Below are 5,470 nucleotides of genomic sequence, written 5' to 3'. Positions count from 1 at the left end.
TTACATAAGGAGGATCGCTATGTTCCTCAAACGTTTAGACGTTATAGGATTTAAATCATTTGCAGAACGGATTTCCGTAGACTTCGTTAAAGGCGTGACAGCGGTTGTCGGGCCGAACGGAAGCGGAAAAAGCAACATCACGGATGCCATTCGCTGGGTTCTCGGCGAACAATCGGCACGCTCTCTTCGCGGCGGAAAAATGGAAGACATCATTTTTGCCGGGAGTGATTCAAGAAAGCGATTAAATCTAGCTGAAGTTACGCTTACTCTTGATAATGATGATCATTTCTTGCCAATTGACTTCCACGAGGTGAGTGTCACAAGACGTGTGTACAGAGCAGGTGAGAGTGAGTTTCTGATTAACAATCAGCCATGCCGCTTGAAAGATATTATTGATTTATTTATGGACTCTGGGCTTGGTAAAGAAGCATTTTCTATTATCAGCCAAGGGAAAGTGGAAGAGATCCTGAGCAGTAAAGCGGAGGATCGCCGCAGTATCTTTGAAGAAGCGGCCGGGGTGCTTAAATATAAAACGAGAAAGAAAAAAGCAGAAAATAAACTGTTTGAGACACAGGACAATCTAAATCGGGTAGAAGATATATTACATGAGCTTGAAGGGCAGGTTGAACCTCTTAAAATTCAAGCTTCAATAGCGAAAGACTACCTTGAGAAAAAGAAAGAGCTGGAGCATGTTGAAATTGCGCTGACTGCCTATGATATCGAAGAGCTGCATGGTAAATGGTCGACTCTTAAAGAGAAAGTGCAGATGGCAAAAGAAGAAGAGCTTGCTGAATCGTCTGCTATTTCTGCGAAAGAAGCAAAGATTGAGGATACAAGGGACAAAATACAAGCGCTTGATGAGTCAGTAGATGAGCTCCAGCAAGTTTTACTGGTAACTAGTGAGGAGCTTGAAAAGCTTGAAGGCCGTAAAGAAGTCCTGAAAGAACGAAAGAAAAACGCTGTGCAAAACCAAGAACAGCTTGAAGAAGCCATCGTTCAGTTTCAGCAAAAAGAAACGGTTCTGAAAGAAGAGCTTTCGAAGCAGGAAGCTATCTTCGAAACGCTTCAGGCTGAGGTGAAGCAGTTAAGGGCGCAAGTAAAAGAAAAACAGCAGGCTCTCAGTCTTCACAATGAAAATGTCGAAGAGAAAATCGAGCAGCTGAAAAGTGATTATTTTGAGCTGTTAAACAGCCAGGCTTCGATACGCAACGAACTCCAGCTTCTTGATGACCAGATGTCCCAATCCGCTGTCACATTGCAGAGACTTGCGGACAACAATGAAAAGCACCTGCAGGAACGGCGTGATATTTCTGCGCGTAAAGCCGCATGTGAAACGGAATTTGCCCGAATTGAGCAGGAGATTCACAGTCAAGTCGGTGCATATCGTGATATGCAGACAAAATATGAGCAGAAAAAGCGCCAATACGAAAAAAATGAATCCGCTCTGTATCAGGCATACCAATACGTTCAGCAAGCGAGATCAAAAAAGGACATGCTTGAGACGATGCAGGGAGATTTCTCCGGCTTTTATCAAGGTGTTAAAGAAGTGCTAAAAGCGAAAGAGCGCCTTGGTGGAATTCGCGGAGCGGTTCTTGAGCTGATTTCTACAGAACAAAAGTATGAAACGGCCATTGAAATAGCGCTCGGCGCTTCTGCTCAGCATGTCGTGACCGACGATGAACAATCTGCCCGAAAAGCGATTCAATATTTAAAGCAGAATTCCTTCGGCCGGGCGACGTTTCTGCCTCTTTCTGTTATTAGAGACCGCCAGCTTCAAAGCCGTGACGCGGAAACAGCCGCCCGGCATTCATCATTTCTCGGGGTTGCCAGTGAACTTGTCACATTTGATCCTGCGTATCGAAGCGTCATCCAGAATCTTCTTGGAACCGTTCTGATCACAGAGGACTTAAAGAGCGCAAACGAGCTTGCGAAGCTTCTCGGGCACCGGTACCGCATCGTAACCCTTGAGGGAGATGTTGTGAACCCCGGTGGTTCAATGACGGGCGGCGCGGTTAAAAAGAAAAATAACTCCCTCCTCGGAAGAAGCCGGGAGCTAGAAGATGTGACGAAACGGCTCGCTGAAATGGAAGAGAAAACAGCTCTGCTTGAACAAGAGGTCAAAACCCTTAAGCACTCCATTCAGGATATGGAGAAAAAACTGGCTGACTTAAGAGAAACCGGGGAAGGCTTAAGGTTAAAGCAGCAGGATGTGAAAGGCCAGCTGTACGAACTTCAAGTTGCCGAGAAAAATATCAATACCCATTTAGAGCTCTATGACCAAGAAAAATCTGCTCTGTCAGAAAGCGATGAAGAGAGAAAAGTGCGCAAACGCAAGCTTGAAGAAGGGCTCTCTGCCGTATCTGAAAAGATGAAACAGCTTGAAGAGGACATAGACAAACTGACAAAACAAAAACAAACGCAATCCTCAACGAAAGAGTCTCTCTCCAACGAGCTGACTGAGCTGAAGATCGCTGCGGCCAAAAAAGAGCAGGCATGCAAGGGGGAAGAGGACAACCTTGCCAGATTAAAGAAAGAGCTCACTGAAACAGAGCTTGCGTTAAAAGAAGCAAAAGAAGACTTAAGCTTCTTAACGTCAGAGATGTCATCTAGCACCAGCGGCGAAGAAAAGCTGGAAGAAGCAGCAAAACATAAATTGAATGACAAAACGAAAACGATCGAACTGATTGCATTAAGGCGCGATCAGCGCATCAAGCTTCAGCATGGGCTTGATACGTATGAGCGTGAGCTGAAAGAAATGAAACGCCTGTATAAACAAAAAACAACGCTCTTAAAAGACGAAGAAGTCAAACTTGGACGAATGGAAGTCGAGCTTGATAATTTACTCCAATACTTACGGGAGGAATACAGCTTGTCCTTTGAGGGGGCAAAAGAGAAATATCAGCTTGAAACTGATCCAGAGGAAGCCAGAAAGCGCGTGAAGCTGATTAAACTCGCAATTGAAGAGCTGGGTACTGTGAACCTCGGAAGCATAGATGAGTTTGAGAGGGTCAACGAACGGTACAAGTTTCTGTCGGAACAAAAAGAAGATTTAACAGAAGCGAAAAATACCTTGTTCCAAGTGATTGAAGAAATGGATGAAGAAATGACGAAGCGCTTTAACGACACATTCGTTCAAATCCGCTCACACTTTGATCAAGTTTTTCGCTCCTTATTCGGAGGAGGGCGAGCTGAACTGAGGCTCACCGATCCTAACGATCTGCTTCATTCAGGAGTCGAGATTATCGCTCAGCCGCCGGGGAAAAAGCTGCAAAACTTAAACCTCCTGTCAGGCGGAGAGCGTGCGCTTACTGCTATAGCGCTCTTATTCTCAATCCTAAAGGTTCGTCCAGTGCCGTTTTGCGTCCTTGACGAAGTAGAGGCTGCGCTCGACGAAGCGAATGTGTTCCGGTTTGCGCAGTATTTAAAAAAATACAGCAGTGATACCCAGTTTATTGTGATTACCCACAGAAAAGGAACGATGGAAGAAGCGGATGTGCTTTATGGCGTAACCATGCAGGAATCCGGTGTTTCCAAGGTAATCTCCGTTAAGCTGGAAGAAACAAAAGAATTCGTTCAGTAACGAGGAAAGAGGTTAAAAGATGAGCTTTTTTAAAAAATTAAAAGAGAAAATCACAAAACAGACAGATTCCGTATCTGAAAAGTTTAAGGATGGCCTTGAAAAAACAAGAAACTCCTTTCAAAACAAAGTGAATGATCTTGTATCCCGTTACCGTAAAGTGGATGAGGATTTCTTCGAAGAGCTTGAAGAGGTTCTTATCAGCGCGGATGTCGGTTTTACAACCGTTATGGAATTAATAGATGAGCTGAAAAAAGAAGTCAAACGCAGAAATATTCAAGATCCAAAGGAAGTCCAGTCAGTGATTTCTGAGAAACTGGTCGAGATTTATAACAGCGGAGATGAGCAAATTTCAGAACTGAACATCCAGGATGGGCGTTTAAACGTAATCCTTCTGGTAGGTGTAAACGGTGTCGGGAAAACAACAACGATCGGAAAGCTTGCTCATAAAATGAAACAAGAAGGAAAATCTGTCGTACTTGCCGCCGGAGACACTTTCAGAGCGGGAGCCATTGAACAGCTGGAAGTATGGGGAGAGCGTACAGGAGTGCCTGTCATTAAGCAGACGGCCGGAAGCGATCCGGCAGCTGTCATCTACGATGCTGTTCATGCTGCGAAAGCAAGAAATGCCGATGTATTAATTTGTGATACGGCAGGGCGTCTCCAAAACAAAGTAAATCTCATGAAAGAGCTTGAAAAAGTAAAACGTGTTATCGAAAGAGAAGTTCCTGAAGCTCCGCATGAGGTGCTGCTTGCCCTTGATGCCACGACCGGCCAAAATGCAATGGCTCAGGCAAAAGAATTCTCTAAAGCAACAAATGTTACCGGCATTGCTTTAACGAAGCTTGACGGTACGGCAAAAGGCGGTATCGTCCTTGCGATTCGCAACGAGCTTCACATCCCGGTTAAACTAGTCGGTTTAGGAGAAAAAGTTGATGACCTTCAGGAATTTGATCCAGAATCCTATGTGTACGGACTCTTTTCAGATTTAGTGGAAAAAGCCGACGATTAAGAAAAAGGCCCCAACATCTTGGGGCCTTTTTCTTTTTTATCTTCTTACTTGATAGGCGAAATGATAAAGGCTGTTATCAGTGGATACCAGTCTTGACTCACCAGAAAAAACTCTGAATGGGATGATGTCATAGTAATGAACGGAAACAGATGTGTAATACGTATAGTAACCAGCAGCTGGCCCCAAATACATTGGAACCTCAAATGTTCCGTTTGCATCAGTCGTTCCTGAAGCAGTTTGTGTTGTGTTTCCGACCTTCGTGTCCGCTTCAAATCTTACGGGCGCGTTTGGCACTGGCTGTCCGTTTTGGTCGAGTAATTTGCCGCTTACTGTAATATTGTACTTGACTCGCCAATATTGACCTTGTCCGTAATTGATTTTACCGTATACCCCTCCATCTGTGCTGATATTTGTGATTGAGGCCTTATAAGGTGCCTCAGCAGCGTCTGCTTGCTGTGCCGGGAAACCTATTGTAAACAGGGCTGCCAGACATAACATAAACAATAAACCGATTTTTTTCATAAAAATCCTCCTTAAAATAGGGTTCATATACAATATCGGAATAAATTGGATGATATTTAGCGTATTTTGGAAAAGTTAATCGCGGCTTTGACAAGATAAAAACTTGACAGTGTCATTAAAACCGTGTAAACTAAGTTATCGTAAAGGGATTTGACTTAACAAAGGGGAGAGCTCAAATGTCACTCGAAAAGACAACGAGAATGAATTATCTGTTTGATTTTTATCAGTCGTTGTTGACGTCAAAACAGAAGAGCTATATGTCGCTTTATTATTTGGACGATTTCTCCCTAGGCGAAATAGCCGAAGAATATGAGGTTTCAAGACAAGCTGTTTATGATAACATCAAACGAACAGAAGCA

Annotated in this window: 4 protein-coding genes; 3 read left to right on the top strand and 1 reads right to left on the bottom strand. The window is 43.9% G+C overall.

Going from position 1 to position 5,470, the window contains the following annotated elements; translation table 11 throughout:
* The first annotated feature begins 19 nt into the window (after positions 1 to 19).
* Both smc and ftsY read left to right on the top strand, forming a co-directional pair.
* The gene (gene smc, locus RAC86_RS34615; protein ID WP_377886626.1) at positions 20 to 3,580 is read left to right on the top strand and encodes a chromosome segregation protein SMC; all 3,561 of its coding nucleotides are present in this window, start codon (positions 20 to 22) and stop codon (positions 3,578 to 3,580) included.
* A gap of 19 nt (positions 3,581 to 3,599) precedes the next feature.
* Positions 3,600 to 4,589: a signal recognition particle-docking protein FtsY gene (gene ftsY, locus RAC86_RS34610; RefSeq protein ID WP_003232026.1), complete on the top strand. Its 990-nt coding sequence runs from the start codon at positions 3,600 to 3,602 to the stop codon at positions 4,587 to 4,589.
* A 36-nt stretch (positions 4,590 to 4,625) separates the two neighbouring features.
* On the opposite strand, the gene RAC86_RS34605 is transcribed toward ftsY, so the two are convergent.
* On the bottom strand, positions 4,626 to 5,111 hold the full coding sequence (locus tag RAC86_RS34605) for an Ig-like domain-containing protein (protein ID WP_003245834.1): 486 nt from the start codon (positions 5,109 to 5,111) through the stop codon (positions 4,626 to 4,628).
* A gap of 176 nt (positions 5,112 to 5,287) precedes the next feature.
* Here RAC86_RS34605 and RAC86_RS34600 point away from each other — a divergent pair.
* Positions 5,288 to 5,470, top strand: a 183-nt coding sequence (locus tag RAC86_RS34600; protein ID WP_377886065.1) for a putative DNA-binding protein, incomplete at its 3' end; no start/stop codon positions are given.

The sequence above is a fragment of the Bacillus sp. LR_5 genome, assembly GCF_042709275.1.
Note: the sequence above shows the minus strand (reverse complement) of the source record. Positions and strands in the feature narration are given on the sequence as shown.